This window comes from Desulfovibrio piger ATCC 29098 (assembly GCF_000156375.1).
GTDB classification, from domain to species: domain Bacteria; phylum Desulfobacterota; class Desulfovibrionia; order Desulfovibrionales; family Desulfovibrionaceae; genus Desulfovibrio; species Desulfovibrio piger.
This window is the reverse complement of sequence record NZ_DS996359.1, coordinates 188,684-203,681: the sequence shown is the minus strand read 5'-3', so window position 1 is coordinate 203,681 and position 14,998 is coordinate 188,684. Positions and strand designations below refer to the sequence as shown.

General features: G+C 66.1%; 10 protein-coding genes and 4 tRNA genes. 9 read left to right on the top strand and 5 right to left on the bottom strand.

What is annotated here, in order from left to right; genetic code table 11:
* Window positions 1-46: 46 nt before the first annotated feature.
* Window positions 47-1,276, top strand: a complete 1,230-nt coding sequence (gene nspC / locus DESPIG_RS07550; RefSeq protein WP_006007025.1) for a carboxynorspermidine decarboxylase — start codon at window positions 47-49, stop codon at window positions 1,274-1,276.
* A gap of 118 nt (window positions 1,277-1,394) precedes the next feature.
* Here the strand turns inward: nspC and DESPIG_RS12885 are convergent, their stop codons facing one another.
* Complete coding sequence (locus DESPIG_RS12885) at window positions 1,395-2,723, bottom strand: polysaccharide deacetylase family protein (protein WP_081446852.1); 1,329 nt, start codon at window positions 2,721-2,723, stop codon at window positions 1,395-1,397.
* 207 nt (window positions 2,724-2,930) lie between these two features.
* Between DESPIG_RS12885 and DESPIG_RS07540 the strand changes: the two genes are divergently transcribed.
* The 5 genes from DESPIG_RS07540 to DESPIG_RS07520 all read left to right on the top strand — a co-directional run bounded on the left by DESPIG_RS07540 (window position 2,931) and on the right by DESPIG_RS07520 (window position 6,245).
* Window positions 2,931-3,006, top strand: a tRNA-Val gene (locus tag DESPIG_RS07540).
* A gap of 4 nt (window positions 3,007-3,010) precedes the next feature.
* Window positions 3,011-3,087 (top strand) — tRNA-Asp (locus DESPIG_RS07535).
* A gap of 79 nt (window positions 3,088-3,166) precedes the next feature.
* Window positions 3,167-3,243: transfer RNA gene (locus DESPIG_RS07530), tRNA-Asp, on the top strand.
* A 304-nt stretch (window positions 3,244-3,547) separates the two neighbouring features.
* Window positions 3,548-4,009 (top strand): CesT family type III secretion system chaperone, encoded by a 462-nt coding sequence (locus DESPIG_RS07525; protein ID WP_006007023.1) that lies wholly within the window; start codon window positions 3,548-3,550, stop codon window positions 4,007-4,009.
* A 25-nt stretch (window positions 4,010-4,034) separates the two neighbouring features.
* Complete coding sequence (locus tag DESPIG_RS07520; protein WP_006007022.1) at window positions 4,035-6,245, top strand: hypothetical protein; 2,211 nt, start codon at window positions 4,035-4,037, stop codon at window positions 6,243-6,245.
* A gap of 200 nt (window positions 6,246-6,445) precedes the next feature.
* On the opposite strand, the gene DESPIG_RS07515 is transcribed toward DESPIG_RS07520, so the two are convergent.
* A tRNA-Arg gene (locus DESPIG_RS07515) sits at window positions 6,446-6,522 on the bottom strand.
* A 231-nt stretch (window positions 6,523-6,753) separates the two neighbouring features.
* Here DESPIG_RS07515 and DESPIG_RS07510 point away from each other — a divergent pair.
* A complete protein-coding gene (locus DESPIG_RS07510) occupies window positions 6,754-7,437 on the top strand; it encodes a metal-dependent hydrolase (RefSeq protein ID WP_006007021.1) in 684 nt (227 codons plus the stop codon).
* Between the two features lie 188 nt (window positions 7,438-7,625).
* Here the strand turns inward: DESPIG_RS07510 and DESPIG_RS07505 are convergent, their stop codons facing one another.
* From DESPIG_RS07505 to DESPIG_RS07495, 3 genes are all read right to left on the bottom strand, one after another.
* Complete coding sequence (locus DESPIG_RS07505; RefSeq protein ID WP_169304817.1) at window positions 7,626-9,962, bottom strand: long-chain-fatty-acid--CoA ligase; 2,337 nt, start codon at window positions 9,960-9,962, stop codon at window positions 7,626-7,628.
* A 136-nt stretch (window positions 9,963-10,098) separates the two neighbouring features.
* Window positions 10,099-11,463, bottom strand: coding sequence for a 30S ribosomal protein S12 methylthiotransferase RimO (rimO, locus tag DESPIG_RS07500; protein WP_081446851.1), 1,365 nt, complete (start codon window positions 11,461-11,463; stop codon window positions 10,099-10,101).
* A gap of 148 nt (window positions 11,464-11,611) precedes the next feature.
* Entirely contained in the window at window positions 11,612-12,196 is a 585-nt protein-coding gene (locus tag DESPIG_RS07495) for a hypothetical protein (RefSeq protein WP_006007018.1), read from the bottom strand.
* Between the two features lie 171 nt (window positions 12,197-12,367).
* On the opposite strand from DESPIG_RS07495, the gene panC reads away from it, so the two are divergent.
* Window positions 12,368-13,216 carry a pantoate--beta-alanine ligase gene (gene panC / locus DESPIG_RS07490; RefSeq protein ID WP_006007013.1) on the top strand — a complete coding sequence of 283 codons (849 nt, stop codon included), beginning with the start codon at window positions 12,368-12,370 and terminating at the stop codon, window positions 13,214-13,216.
* A 155-nt stretch (window positions 13,217-13,371) separates the two neighbouring features.
* The gene (gene metK / locus DESPIG_RS07485) at window positions 13,372-14,544 is read left to right on the top strand and encodes a methionine adenosyltransferase (RefSeq protein WP_006007010.1); all 1,173 of its coding nucleotides are present in this window, start codon (window positions 13,372-13,374) and stop codon (window positions 14,542-14,544) included.
* The last annotated feature ends 454 nt before the right edge of the window (window positions 14,545-14,998 follow it).

Genomic DNA, 14,998 nt, shown 5'->3' with positions numbered 1-14,998 from the left:
GGACGGCAGCCCCTTCTTCACCCCAACCCCTGCAAAAGACCAAAACATGAAGCATCTCCTGCCCCTGCTGGATCCCCGTACCGTCCCCTCGCCCTGCTTCGTGCTGGACGAAGCCCGTCTGGCGGCCAATGCGGCCATCCTGGACAGCGTGCAGCAGCGCACCGGCGCCAAGATCCTGCTGGCCCTCAAGGGCTTTGCCGCCTGGGACAGCTTTTCCCTGCTCTCCCGCGCCAAAGGCCACGGCCCCCTGTGGGGCACCTGCGCCAGCTCCGTGGATGAGGCCCGCCTGGGCCGCGAAGAATTCGGCGGCGAAGTGCACGCCTTTGCCGCGGGCTGGACGGAAGAAGAACTGGACGAGCTGCTGCCGCTGGTGGATCACCTGGTCTTCAACTCCCTGGCCCAGTGGGAACGCTTCGGTCCCAAGGTCCGGGACTGGTGCCGGGACAACGGCCGCGAGATCAGCTGCGGCCTGCGCATCAATCCCGAACATTCCGAAGGCGCCGTGGCCATCTACAATCCCTGCTCCCCGGGCTCCCGTCTGGGCATCCGGCCGCACCAGCTGCCCGAAACGCTGCCGGAAGGTATCTCCGGCCTGCATTTCCATACCCTGTGCGAACAGGGCTCCGACGCGCTGGAACGCACCCTGGACGCCGTGGAGGCCCGTTTCGGCAAGCAGCTGGCCCAGTGCAAGTGGATCAATTTCGGCGGCGGCCATCACATCACCCGCGAAGGCTATGATCTGGATCGCCTCTGCCGCTGCATCACGCGCATGCAGCAAAACTACGGCGCGCAGATCTATCTGGAGCCCGGCGAGGCCGTGGCCCTCAATGCGGGCTGGCTGGTGGCCACCGTGCTGGACGTGGTGCAGGCCGACATGCCCATCGCCATCCTGGACACCTCGGCCTCCTGCCACATGCCCGACGTGCTGGAGATGCCCTACCGCCCCAACCTGCTGGCCCCGGAAGACGGCGAACTGCGCCTGGCGGGCGAGAACGGCGAAAAGCCCTGGACCTGCCGTCTGGCGGGCAAGTCCTGCCTGGCCGGGGACGTCATCGGCGAATACAGCTTCGCCGCGCCCCTCAAGGCCGGTGACCGCCTGATCTTCACCGACATGGCCATCTACAGCATGGTCAAGACCACCACCTTCAACGGCCTGCGCCTGCCGTCCATCGGCAGCCTGGCCGCCGACCTCGACGCCGCCGCCCCGGCCGCCACGGCCCGCTTCCGTCTGGTGCGCCGCTTCGGCTACGAAGACTTCAAGACCCGCCTGTCCTAGGAATCGGTCACAGACCTTTTCCCGAACGCAACAGCCCCCGCATGACATCATGCGGGGGCTGTTTGTTTGCGTGATAGAATACGCTGGGGAAGGACTATGAAGGCTCTCCCCTCATTTTTTACTGCTGCACGGAGGTGGCCGGGGCCAGATCCTCGACGGAGCTCACGGGACGGCTGCCGGGATAGACCTCACCGGCGCTGGTGCCGAAATCGCGCTGGGGCGTCACGGTGCCGCGCACGGCATGGACGGGCCCTGACGGCTGCTGTGCCTGGGCCGTTGCGGCCTGCCGCTCCTGTTCCAGACGCTCAAGACGCCGGGCCTGCTGCTCGCGGGCCTGTTCCGCGGCCTTGCCCCAGCGGGGGCTGCTGCTGCGGGCCATGGGCACCGGGGTGCTGCCCGCGGCCCAGATCAGGCTGGTATCCTTTGTGGAAGAGGCACGCTGGGCGGCATCGAAACCGCTGCGGCCCTTCTCCTGTCCGGCCAGCTGCACGTCGGGAAAGCTCTCCGGCGGCATGAGCTCGCGACCGTCAGGCAGCGGATGCCGGGTGCGGCGGGCCATGAGCAACGGCGGTTCGGGGTCCAGGCTGCCGTCCAGAAAATCGCTGACCGTCACGAAACGCTGGCACCCCCCGGCCTGCAACTGCGCGATGATGCGCGGCAGGTTCTCCAGCGTGCCGTGCACCGTATCGTGGAAAAGAAAGATGCCGCGCAGGTCATTGTTGATGTAGCGCTGGCCCCGCGTATTGACCAGGGCGGCGTAATCTTCGCGCACGCCCCGCCAGTCCTCGCTGTCCAGCGACCAGAGCACGACCTTGAGGTCCATCTGCTCGGCGGCCTTCAGGGTGACATCGTTGAACGAACCGTACGGCGGGCGCAGGAAACGGGCCTCGATGCCCAGGGAGCGCAAAAAGCGCTGCACCCTGCCGATCTGCTCGCTCTGGGCCGCCAGGTTGAGGTGGCGCAGATTGGGATGGGAATAGGTATGGATGCCGATCTCGTGGCCTTCGTCATGGATGCGCTGCACGAGGTCGGGCCGGTGCTCGGCGTTCCGCCCCAGCACGAAAAAGGTGGCCGGGATGTTGTGCGCGGCCAGGATGTCGAGGATCTGCGGCGTATTGGCCGAAGGGCCGTCATCGAAGCTCAGGGCGCAAAGGTTCTCCTGCATGGGTTGCGCGATGATGCGCACACCATCATAGACCCGGCACTGGCGGACACTGGCATCATTCAGTACCAGCGCCGAGAGGGGAGCAGGCTCCAGAGGGCCGGAGAGCGCCCGGGGCGTGGAGACACGCAACGGCGTGCCGCTGTCCGGGACGGCCTGGGCACAGCCCGGCAACAACAGCAGGGCCGCCAGCAGCAGCCCCATGCCCATGCGCGAGGGGAAACGCGCATCACGATCTTTTTTGCCGGTGGGCCTGCGGCCCTGCCGGAAACGGGAAAACATCATCTTTTCCACCCTGAACTGAAGTGTTTTTCTACCTAACACCGGCCCCCCGGGACTGCAAGACCATTTATCAGGAACGAATATCAATTTTTTATCCTTTTATTCCAGATAATTATGATCGAAACAAAACTTTTTTCACATTTTTCGATTTTTTTCTTGACCCCGAGGGGCGTTTCCCGTACAAACACTCTTGTTCGAGAGGACAACGACGGACAGTTAGCTCAGTTGGTAGAGCACCGCCTTCACACGGCGGGGGTCACAGGTTCAAGTCCTGTACTGTCCACCACTACGGAGCGGTAGTTAAGACGGTTATAACGCCGGCCTGTCACGCCGGAGGCCGAGGGTTCGAGTCCCTTCCGCTCCGCCATAATTGCGAGAAAAGCGCACTGTGCAAACGGTGCGCTTTTTTTGAGAAGAATACGGGATACTTTCCCGACTCCATATCTGGAGCGGTAGTTAAGACGGTTATAACGCCGGCCTGTCACGCCGGAGGCCGAGGGTTCGAGTCCCTTCCGCTCCGCCATAGCAAGGCGCCCTGCACCTGCAGGGCGCTTTTTTCGTGCCCGTCTCTCCCTCCCCTCTCTCCGCTCCTGCCGCCGCACGGCAAGCGTCGCCTTCTTGGGCAGAACGCACGTCCGCCCTGCCTGCCGGGGAAGGCCTCCCATAGAGTTTTCGCCGCGCGGACGTATCGCCCTGCGGGCACCTGCCTGACGCGCGGCGCCGGGACGCATGGCCTCCGTCCAGCCCGGCCCGCTGACGCGCGGCGCATGGACGAGACGAGCATCCTGGTCTATCTTTTGCAATACCAGTAAAAAACAGGAGGACATATGCAAAGCATTGCCAACATCATTGCAAAATTTGGTGCCAACATCGGCATAGACGGCCTTGAGACAGAGAACGGCGTTTGCACGCTCCAGTTCGACGAGGTGACGGTCACTCTTGAATGCGGCGAAAACGACGATACCCTCTACCTGTACAGCCGGGTATGCGGCCTGCCGGAAGGCGATGCCGACAAGCTGGCGCTCTACGGCCTGCTGCTGGAGCTGGACAGCTTCTACAAGGGCACGGACGGCGGCGTGCTGGGCATCGAGCCCCTGCTCGACGCCGTGACCTATACCCGCCGCCTGCCGCTGGAACATCTGGACGAGACCATCCTCGACCGCCAGATGGACCGTCATGTGGATACGGTGGAATCACTGCGCGCTTCCATCGCGCAACTGCGGGAACAGGCCGCCACGCCCCAGGCCGCCGCGGAAACGGGCTGGAACGATGGCATGCTGAGGATCTGAACGCTGCTGCCATAAAGGATTCGCCATGAAGATCAACGACCTGAACATCATCGCCCAGCGGCTGGGCGCGTTCGGCAAGGAACATCTGGGGATAGATCGCCAGGGCCATACCGTCCCCACCACCTCCTCGCTGGGGGGCCGCATCGCCAGCTGGATACGCTCGCGCCACAGCGACACGGCCGCCCAGGCCAACCGCGACGTCATGACCGGGATCATCAACACCATCCGGCAGACCGACGATCTGGGCGACCGCTTCGCGGCCATCGCCCGGAAGAGCCTGGAAAGCAGGCTGGCCGCCGGCCGCCCCCTGAGCGGGCGTGACGCGGCCCGGGTGCTGCAGGACGTCATCCGCCTCAAGACGACGGAAGACCAGGCCCGTCTGGAGACCCGGCTCCTCAATGTCCGGGACCAGTTCCAGAAGCTCTGCGCCCCCCATGCCGACGGCTCGCCCTCGGATCTGGAAACGCAGATGGCCGCGCGGCGGCAGCGCTTCGGCCTGCCTCCGGCCACGGCGGAACAGCTCCAAGGCTATCGGGAAACCGCCCTGCGCGATCTGGAAGCCAGGGCCCGGCGCGCCGACCATTCGCTGACACCGGCCGAAAGCCTGGATGCTCTTGGCGAGAGCGTCCGCATGAAGACACTGCAGGAAGCCAAGGCCGGCATCACCGCCATGGCGGAGCAGGTCAGCGGCGAAGGCCCCAGCGGCTTCATGGCCCGTCTGGGCGCCGCCATGCGGACCAGGGGCCTTGCTGGCGACATCAGCCCCGCCACCCGCGACGCCCTGGTCCAGACCATCCATGACAAGCTCACCGCCCGCTGCCTGTACGACAGCAACAACATACACCAGCCCACACTGGCGGAAGCCGCCACGGTGGCTGACAAGGTCATCAGCAATTTCGTGGCGGCCCTGGATACCGTGGAACACGCCCCGGCCATGCCCCGGGAGGCCAAGCGCATCCTGCAGGACGAGATCCTGCACTCTTCCAAGCCCGTGAACGCGGCCATGGCGCAGGCCATATGCGACGCCGTACTGGATACGGGCCGGTTCCTGCGCACCCTGACGCTGGCCGAGGCCACCCCCGCCGGACTGAAGAGGGACTTCGATACCTATGCCCAGACCATGCACGCCGCCACCACACAGCCGGACGGCATGCTGCGTCCCGGCATCGAGGGCGGGCCGGAAGCCGGCCTGGTCCGCATCCTGACGGCCCGCGCCGCATGCAGGATGCTGGGCCTCGGCAATCTGGAGCCCCTGAGCAAGGACGAACGGAAGCTTTTCCAGCAGCTCGAACGGGCAAAGCAGCCCGTCCCGCCGGAGCTGGCCGCCCGCGTCGCTGCCCGTATGGACGCCGACTACGCGGCCCGCCGTGCCCTGGGCGGGGGCTCCCCCCTGCATGTCCTGCGCCGTGACCTTGCCCAGGAGGCCGACGAAGGCCTGCGTTCCCGCAACGAACTCCTGCTCATGAACGTCCTGGATACCCTGGCCCAGGCTACGGAAAGCGACGAATTCTATGACATCCTCGACCGGGCTCCCGGTCTTGGCCAGATGCGCATGGCCGAGGCGCGCCGGTTCGTGCCCCAGGGCCTGGGCCTGACCCTGCCCGAAGGTCAGGCCTTCGACATGGCCGCCGCCCGGCAACGCATGCTCGACGGGCTCAATGCCACCGTCCTGTCCACCCCTCCGGGCAACGGGGCCGCCGCCCTGTCCGGACAGGATCTGGCCTCTCCCGCGCTGATCCGCAAGTGCAACTTCTTCTCCGACCAGTTTCTCAAGGACTTCGCCCGGCGCGGCATCACCATCAACGGGCACAGGATCGGTGGCGGGGGCAGTCTCCAGAACCTGCCCTGGCTGGAACAGGAGCTGGACGCCCTCATCGCCATATTCCCTTCCGCCGAAGAAGCCGGGCGCGTCTGCAGCCCGTTGCATCAGGCCAGCGGCGCCGACATCCTGATGCTCCTCATGGCCGACCCGGCCACCGCCGACGAGACCTTCCGCATCAACAACCTCCAGGGCAATTCCCTCTCCAACAGCCTGCCCATCGAGGTCTTCCATCATCCTGACGGCTCGTACAGCGTCAATATCGAACTCTGCTACCAGAGGGTCGATGAGGGCCTGGGCCCCCGTGCCTCCTCCGGCATCAACGTGAGCGCCTCCTTCCTGCTGCCCAACGGCCGGGAACCGCTGCAGTTCCGCATCGAGGATCTCGACGTACTGTTCAACACCCATCAGGGCTAACGGCAGTCAACGACCAGCCCCGCATCGGGGCTGCCCCCTGCCCTCCTGAAAACGGAACGGGGCATCCGCCATGAGCGGATGCCCCGTTTTTCGTCGGTCTGTGGTGCTGCCTGCAGCTGAACCCTGCTCCGGCCTGAGAGGCAGGCACAGGCACAAAAAAAAGCCCTCGCGAGGCTTTCCTCGTGAGGGCTTGAAATCTGTGGCGCGCCCGGCGCGATTCGAACGCACGGCCTTTGGCTCCGGAGGCCAACGCTCTATCCGACTGAGCTACGGGCGCACACATGTCTTTCTAGGCAAAGGGCGTGCTGCTGTCAAGCCCTGCCCGCCCGGCGGCACATCCCGTCACAGGCCGGGAAACGGGCCACGCCCCTTCTCCCGGCGCGACGCCGCCCGGCACCGCGGCAGGGCCGCTTCTTTTCGTGACAATCTCCTAGTGTTAAGATATAATTTTACTCCCCGTTCCGGGGCTTCCACCGCTCTGCGGTCCCCCCCAACAAGGAGAACAACCATGAGCCAGATCCTCTGGTACGGCCATTCGGCCTTCAATATCAGCTGTGACGACAAGCATGTCGTCGTGGACCCCTTCCTGACGCCCGCTTCCGGCGTCACGGCCGAAACCATCGGCCCGGTGGACGTGGTGCTGGTCACCCATGACCATGCCGACCATGTGGGCGATGCCGTGGCCATCTGCAAGAACACCGGCGCCATGCTGGGCGCCATCGTGGGCACGGCCCAAAAACTGGAAGCCGCCGGTGTGCCGTCGGCCCAGCTGCTCAACTACATCGGTTTCAACATGGGCGGCACCGTGGCCCACGCGGGCTTCGAGTTCACCATGACCCAGGCCTATCACTCCAGCGAGTCGGGTTCCCCGGCCGGCTACATCATCCGCACTCCTGACGGCAAGCACATCTACCATGCGGGCGATACGTGCATCTTCGCGGGCATGGAGCTGTGGGGCCGGCTCTACCCCATCGATGTGGCCCTGCTGCCCATGGGCGGCGTCTTCACCATGGACGCCCGCCAGGCGGCCCTGGCCTGCAAGCTGCTGGGCTGCAAGCAGGTCATCCCCATGCACTGGGGCACCTTCCCGGTGCTGGCCCAGGATACCGAAGCCTTCAAGGCCGAACTGGCCCGCGTGGCTCCCGGCTGTACCTGCATCGACCTGCTGCCCGGCCAGTCCGTGCAGATCTAGCGTCTTTCGAGAGGGATCTCCCCGCACACCGGCAGGGGGCCCCCCGTAACGTTCCTTCAACGCATCCTGGCGGGCAAAAAAAGCCCTTCCTGCCACGCAGGAAGGGCTTTTCGCTTTTTCAGCGTCAGGAAGCCGGGCCGATCCCGCCCGCGCAGGGGCGCAGGGCCGCTTCCCGGATATGGTGTTGCTTATTTCTTTTCGTCGTCACCGCTCTTGCCGCGGGCCTTGTCCAGCAGCTCGCCCGCCTGCTGGCCCAGCTCACCGGCCTTGCCGCGGGCTTCCTGCAACAGTTCCCCGGCCTTCTGGCGGGCACCGTCCACCACTTCACCGCTCTGGCGGCGCAGCTCACCGGCTTTCTGGCGGGCTTCCTCCATCATTTCTCCGGCCTGGCCGCGCAAAGACCCCATCTTTTCCCGGGCGTCTTCCAAAAGCTCACCGGCCTGCTGGCCCAGTTCGCCCGCCTTGCCGCGCGCCTTGTCCACCATCTCGCCGCTCTGGCGACGCAGTTCACCGGCTTTCTGGCGCGCTTCTTCCATCATCTCTCCGGCTTTGCCGCGAGCTTCGTCCAGCAGTTCACCGCTCTGGCGGCGCAGCTCTCCGGCCTTCTGGCGGGCCTCCTCCATCATCTCTTCAGCCTGGCCGCGCAGGGAATCCATCTTTTCCCGGGCCTCGTCCAGCAGCTCGCCCGCCTGCTGGCCCAGGGCCTGGGCACGGGTGGGCGCCGCGGCGGGCTGGTCCGGCGTGGGCAGCAGACGGTCCTCGTCCCCCTGTCCCTGGGCCACGCGCGCGGCCTCCTCGTCACGCAGGATGCGACGCAGCACCTTGCCGATGAGGCTCTTGGGCAGCTCCTCGCGGAACTCGAAGAACTTGGGCACCTTGTAGTTGGCCAGACGCGTCCGGCAATGGGCCGTCAGCTCGGCCGTGGTCAGGGTCTCGCCGGGACGGGGCACCACATAGGCCTTGAGCACTTCGCCTCGGGTGGGATGCTTGACGCCCACGGCCACGGCCTCGGCCACTTTGGGATGCTCGTACAGGACCTCGTCCACTTCACGGGGGTAGACGTTGTAACCGCCCACGATGACCAGATCCTTCTTGCGGTCCACGATGTAGTAGTAGCCCTCTTCGTCGTAGTAGGCGATGTCGCCGGTATGCAGCCAACCGTCGGTCAGGGTGGCGGCCGTCTCCTCGGGACGGTTCCAGTAGCCCTGCATGACCTGCGGGCCACGCACCAGCATCTCGCCCTCTTCGTTGGGGCCCAGGACACGGCTGCTGTCGTTGATGTCCACGATGCGGATCTCGGTGTGAGGGAAGGCCACGCCGATGGAGCCTTCCTTCTGCGGGCCGTCCAGCGGGTTGGCCGTGACGCAGGGCGAGGCTTCGGTCAGGCCGAAGCCTTCGGTGATGCTGGCGTGGGTCATGCTCACCCAGCGGCGCAGGGCCTCGGTGGGGAACGGCGCGGAACCGGAGACGCAGATCTCGATACAGGTGAGGTCGTATTTCTTGATGTCCTTCTGCTGCATGAGCGACATGTAGACCGAAGGCGCGCCCACGAAGAAGGTGGGGCGGAAACGGGCGATGGTCCGCAACAGGTCGGCGGGCGTGTAGCGCGGCACCGGGATGGTGGTGGCCGCCAGGGCCGTGGGCAGGATGATGTTGCCCACCAAGCCGAAAACGTGGAAGAAGGGCATGATGCTCAGGAAGGACATGGGCTTGCAGTTTTCCCAGTCCATATGGAGGATGGCCAGCAGCTGCTGCATCTGGGCCGAGATGCAGGCATGGCCCAGCATGGCGCCCTTGGGCTGGCCGGAGGTGCCGCCCGTGTACTGGAGCAGGGCCAGGGCGTCACCGGGATCCTCGTCGGTGGGCACGCTGAAGCGGCCGCGGACCTTGATGAAATCCTTCCAGCGCAGCACTTCCTGCCCGTAGGGCACCTGCGGCACCTGGCCCTGGCGGCGGGCCTTGATGCGGTACAGCCAGTTGAGCGGGAAGGCCAGACCGTCCGAGATGGTCGTGACCACGGCAAGGCGCAGGGGCAGGCGGTCACGCAGGGGCTCCAGCTTGGCCCAGAGTAGGTCCAGGGTCACCAGCACTTCAGCCCCGGCATCATTGAAATGGTGCAGCAGCTCCTTTTCCATGTAGAGCGGATTGGTCATCACCGCCACGGCCCCGGCCTTCATGATGCCCCAGAAGGCAATGACGGTCTGCGGGATGTTGGGCAGCATGACGGCCACCCGCTGGCCGGGCTTGACGCCGCGCAGACGCAGGGCCTCGGCGAAGCGTTCCGCCGCTTCGTGCAGACGGCTGTAGGTCATCTGGAAATTCTGGAAACGGATGGCCAGACGGTTGCCGTGCGTCCGGGCGGCCCTGTCCAGCAGCGAGGCCAGATGCATGGGCCGGATGACGCATTCCGTGTCTTCGTGGCCCACAAAATGCCGCCACCAGCCGGGGCGTTGACCGTCGTCCAGGATGTTTTCCATGGCGCCGTCCAGGGGGCGGGCCGTTTCCGTCTGCGAAGGGGTAGTCATGCGCTGCTCCAGATGCATGCTGCAAAAGTTGGGCGCGGCCTTACGGCACACGCGTTGTCATCCCCCGGCCCGGAGACCGGGGGCCGTCATCAGGAGGGGCGCCGAAGCGCCCCTGCCGAACACTATCAAAAAGGGATCAGGCCAGGGCGGTCAGATCGTAGGTGCTGCTCTCCACGATATCGCCCTGCACCAGCGCGCCGGGGGCCACGCCCAGGCCGCTCACATAGGTGATGCCGTCCACTTCGGGCGCCTGGAACCAGACGCGGCCCACATGCAGGCCCGGCCACTCGTCATGCGGCGCATCCACCAGCACCGGCATGGTCTGGCCCACCGATTCCTGCAATTGCTGTTCGCTGATCTCGGCCTGGATCTCCATGAGCGTGGCGCGGCGTTCCTCGCGCACTTCCATGGGCACCTGGTCGGGCATGGCCGCCGCGGGCGTGCCTTCCTCGGCCTGATAGGCGAAGACGCCCAAGTGGCGGAAGCGCGTCTCTTCCACGAAACGGCACAGGGTCTGGAAATGTTCCTCGGTCTCGCCGGGATAGCCCACGATGAAGGTGGTGCGCAGGGCGGCCTCGGGCAAGGCCTCGCGCACGCGGTCCACCACGCGGCGGGGATCATTGGCGAAGGGACGGCCCATGCGGGTCAGTACTTCGGGGTGGGCATGCTGCAAGGGGATGTCGAAGTACGGCAGCAGCTGCGGCCCGGCCTCGCGCATGTAGCGCAGCATTTCGGGCGTGACGCCGCTGGGATAGAGGTAGAGCAGGCGCAGCCAGGTCAGGCGGTCCAGGGGCAGCAGCTCGTCCAGCAGATGGGGCAGGCTTTGGGGCGTGTCGAAATCGCTGCCCCACGAGGTCAGGTCCTGGGCCACCAACACCAGTTCGCGCACCCCGCCGGCCAGCAGGCCGCGGGCCTCCTCGCGCAGGTCGGCCGCAGGCACGGAGCGCAGCGGGCCCCGGATGGAGGGGATGGTGCAGAAGGCGCACTTGTGACGGCAGCCCTCGCCCACCTTGAGCCAGGCATAGGACGGGCCCGTGGAGAGCAGGCGGCCCGGCGCCGCGGGCGCGGCGGGCAGGCCCAGGGCCTCGCGCACCATGACGGGCCAGTTTTCCAGCTCACCGGTGGGCAGCCACAGGTCCACCTCGGGCAGGTCGGCGGCCAGATCCTTGACGCCGTAGCGCCCCACCATACAGCCGGCCACGGCCAGCAGGGGGCGGCGCTTGCAGCGGCCCAGACGCTCCACGGCATCGAGGATGGAACGGATGGACTCGCGCACGGCGGGTTCGATGAAACCGCAGGTATTGATGAAGACCAGACGTGCCCGGCCCATGTGTTCCACGCTGTGCACGGGCATGCCCAGCGACCCCAGCAGATGCTCGGTATCCACACGGTTCTTGGGACAGCCCAGACTCAGGGACCACACCGGCAAAGAGCCGGACACACGGGCGCGCGTCAGGGGCGCGGCCGCTCCGGCTGCGGAAGAAAAGGAATGGACAGTCATGGAGATAGCCTATCCGTCTCTGTTTTTTTTGTCATCACAAATTGCGCGATATGGTTGCGCAGGCAACGGGATAGACTGCGTCCGGCAGCAGGGACGCCGCCGTGCGGGACCGCCCCGCAGGAACGGGGCGGAACGGAGAAATGTCAGGCTAGAAGGCGTGGACGCGCCACGGCAGGGCCAGGAAGCGCAGGCTGTGCGGCTGGATGACCAGCAGGCGTTCCCGCTGCACGTCGGCGCTGCGGGTCACGAAGCTCCCGCGCGGGATCAGCGTCACGGCTTCGTCTTCGTGGCTGCAGTCGAAAAGATGCAGCAGGTCCCCGTCCATGCGGTCGGCGCAGGTCCAGTGCCGGTTCATGGGCGGCGTCTCGGGCGTCAGGTGCCGCAAAAAGCGGAACAGGATGCAGCGGCCCTCGCCCGGGGCCAGCCACTCGCGGCAGGCGTCCCACAGGGCATCGGGCGAAACGGCCTCGCCTTCGGCAAAGGGCTTTTCCACCAGCAGGGGGTAGCGCTGCTGGCGGGCCTGGATCATGTCGTCCACCAGCTGCATGTAGTCCGTGTCCTGCTCCAGCACGGCCCGCAGGGCACCGGGCTTCTCGGCCAGGGAAAGCAGGGTCTCGTTGAGGATGTCGCGCGCCTTGAGCGTCTGGATGCCGTGGGTCAGGCGCAGGGCGTTGAGCACGGCATAGATGGCACAAAACGTATCCAGTTTCCCCTGGAAAAAAGGTTTGAGCATACGAACCTCCGCATGCTGTTATGCCTGTTCCCCCCGGGCAAGGCAACCGGAAACGCCGGACAGGACAGAAGTTTTTTCTCCCCGGCCCGCCCGCGGGGCTTTTGCGGCTTTACAAGGCCTGCCGCAGCAGGTATAAGGGAATCCCCACTAACTATATCACCATACCTTGATATGCAGATATTCACCAATCCCCAAGATCTGGCGGCCCAGTGCCGCTCCTGGCACGCGGCCGGCGAAGACATCGCCCTTGTGCCCACCATGGGCTATTACCATGCCGGTCACGAGGCGCTCATGGACCAGGGCCGCGGCCTTGCCAAGCGTCTTGTGGTCAGCCTTTTCGTGAACCCCACCCAGTTCGGTCCCAATGAAGACCTTTCCGCCTATCCGCGCGACATCGAGCGCGATACGCAGATCGCCGCCGCCCACGGCGCGGACGCCATCTTCATCCCCGAGCCCGCGTCCATGTACGCGGAAGACCACGCCACCTGGGTGGAGGTGCCGGACCTTTCCCGCATCATGTGCGGCCTGAGCCGGCCCACCCATTTTCGCGGTGTCTGCACGGTGGTGCTGAAGCTGTTCATGATCACCCAGGCCGACGTGGCCGTCTTCGGCCAGAAGGACTGGCAGCAGCAGGCCATCCTGCGCCGCATGGTGCGCGACCTCAACGTGCCGGTGCGCATCGAGACCTGTCCCATCGTGCGTGAGGAAGACGGCCTGGCCCTCTCCTCCCGCAACGTCTACCTCACCGAGGAAGAACGCCGCCAGGCCCCCTGGATCCATCGCGGCCTGCAGCTGGCCCGCGACATGGCCCAGAAGGGACAGACCCACGCCAAGATCCTGCGTGAGGCCGCCCTCTGCACCTGGGCGGACCACCTGACCCTGGGCCGTCTGGATTACCTCAGCGTGGTGGACCCCGTGTCCATGGAGCCCCTGGACACCGTGGAAGGCCCGGCCCTCATGGCCTGTGCCATCCGCATGGGCAAGGCCCGCCTGATCGACAATATCCTGCTCAGGGACTAGCGGACAGGCCATCATCTTTTTTCGGCAGGGGCCGGACCGGTGCCGATGCGCCGGTCCGGCTTCCCCATGCCTGCCCGGCCGCCCGCACGGGCGGTGCAGGCGACCTGCGGCCCGGCGACGGCCGCGGGCCATACTGAACCATGGAGAACAGACCAATGCAAACCAAGGGCAAATATTTCTTCACCTCCGAGTCCGTGACCGAAGGCCATCCCGACAAGGTGGCGGACCAGATCTCCGACGCCGTCCTGGACACCCTGCTGGCCCAGGACCCCAACGCCCACGTGGCCTGCGAGACCCTGGTGACCACCGGCATGGCGGTCATCGCCGGCGAGATCACCACCACGGGCTACGCCGACCTGCCCCATGTGGTGCGCGAGACCATCCGCGAGATCGGCTACACCAGCTCCGACATGGGCTTCGACGCCGACACCTGCGCCGTGATCTCCTCCATCGACCACCAGTCCCCCGACATCGCCCAGGGCGTGCTGCGCGCCGCTCCCGAAGATCAGGGCGCCGGTGACCAGGGCATGATGTTCGGCTTTGCCTGCAACGAGACCCCCACCCTCATGCCCGCCCCCATCTTCTGGGCCCACCAGCTCTCCCAGCAGCTGACCAAGGTGCGCAAGGACGGCACCGTGCCCTTCTTCCGTCCTGACGGCAAGACCCAGGTCTCCTTCGAATACATGGACGGCAAGCCCGTGCGCATCAACAACGTGGTGGTCTCCACCCAGCACGCCGCCTCCGCCTCCCAGGCCGACATCATCGAAGCCGTGAAGAAGCACGTGATCCGTCCCGTGCTGGAGCCCTCCGGCTACTTCGATGAAAAGGACTGCGAGATCTTCATCAACACCACCGGCCGTTTCGTGGTGGGCGGTCCCATGGGCGACTGCGGCCTCACCGGCCGCAAGATCATCCAGGACACCTACGGCGGCAGCGGCCATCACGGCGGCGGCGCCTTCTCCGGCAAGGACCCCTCCAAGGTGGACCGTTCCGGCGCCTACATGGGCCGTTACATCGCCAAGAACGTGGTGGCCGCCGGTCTGGCCCCCGTGTGCGAAGTCCAGATCGCCTACTGCATCGGCGTGGCCGACCCGGTGAGCGTGCTGGTCTCCTCCCAGGGCACCAGCGAGATCCCCGACGAAGTGCTGACCAAGGCCGTGCGTGAAGTCTTCGACATGCGCCCCTACTTCATCACCAAGCGTCTGGACCTCAAGCGTCCCATCTACTCCAAGACCTCCTGCTACGGCCACTTCGGCCGCGAGCTGCCCGAGTTCACCTGGGAAAAGACCGACGCCGTGGCCGACCTGCGCACCGCCGCCAAGGTCTAGCCCGCACGACATATCCTGACGAAGGCCGGGGCTTCCCCCGGCCTTTTTTGTTTCCGCCGCCGGGCGTCCCGTCCTCCCGTGGGCGGCCCTATGCGGCCACTCGCCCCGATGACCGCATAGGAGAGGGACAAGCCCCTCCCGGCATCTTGCCGCCACCGGGAACCGGCCCTTGCGGCCCCGCAGGTCCCTCTGCCGGACCGGGATGCGTCAGGCATCGTACCGGCCCCGCTTCGGCCCGCTGCCATGCCGCAGGGCGCCCGCCCCTGCCGGGATGGCGGCCCTCCCCCTAGGCGCTCGCGCCCGGCCTGCAACTTGCAAGCCCTGTGCGTATTAAGTACATTGAGCGATTACGGATGCCGTGACATCCGCCGCCGCGCCCGGCGCGCGGCACAGCCACTGACCCGCAAGGCGGGGCCCGCGGGCCTGCCGCCATCCCATCCACCTTTCCGCGTGC